Below are 290 nucleotides of genomic sequence, written 5' to 3' on the forward strand. Positions count from 1 at the left end.
ATGAGAACCTGCTGCAGGTTCGGGTCTCACGCAGTGAGACAACGTTGTTTACAACGGCCCGCAGGGCGAGCGGAGCGAGTCATCCTGCACGACCCACCAGTTTCGAAAATGAGTAGTGTAGGAAAACGTGCAGCATGAGAACCTGCTGCAGGTTCGGGTCGAACGCAGTGAGGCAACGTTGTTAGCAACGTCCCGAAGGACGAGCTAAGCGAGTCATCCTGCCGACCCAGCATTTACAAAGAATGTCACAACACAGAAATCCCTCAAGGGGTCGTTAGCTCAGTTGGTAG

The 290-nt window shown here is 54.1% G+C and carries 1 tRNA gene and 1 other RNA gene (1 of these 2 only partly in view); both read left to right on the forward strand.

Annotated elements, in window-relative coordinates:
• Positions 1-99 (forward strand) — tRNA-OTHER (locus B3Z23_RS12465) (it extends 30 nt beyond the left edge of the window).
• 14 nt (positions 100-113) lie between these two features.
• Positions 114-232: non-coding RNA, RtT sRNA (locus B3Z23_RS12470), on the forward strand.
• The last annotated feature ends 58 nt before the right edge of the window (positions 233-290 follow it).

Source organism: Tatumella sp. UBA2305 (assembly GCF_002345795.1).
Taxonomy (GTDB): Bacteria; Pseudomonadota; Gammaproteobacteria; order Enterobacterales; family Enterobacteriaceae; genus Tatumella; species Tatumella morbirosei.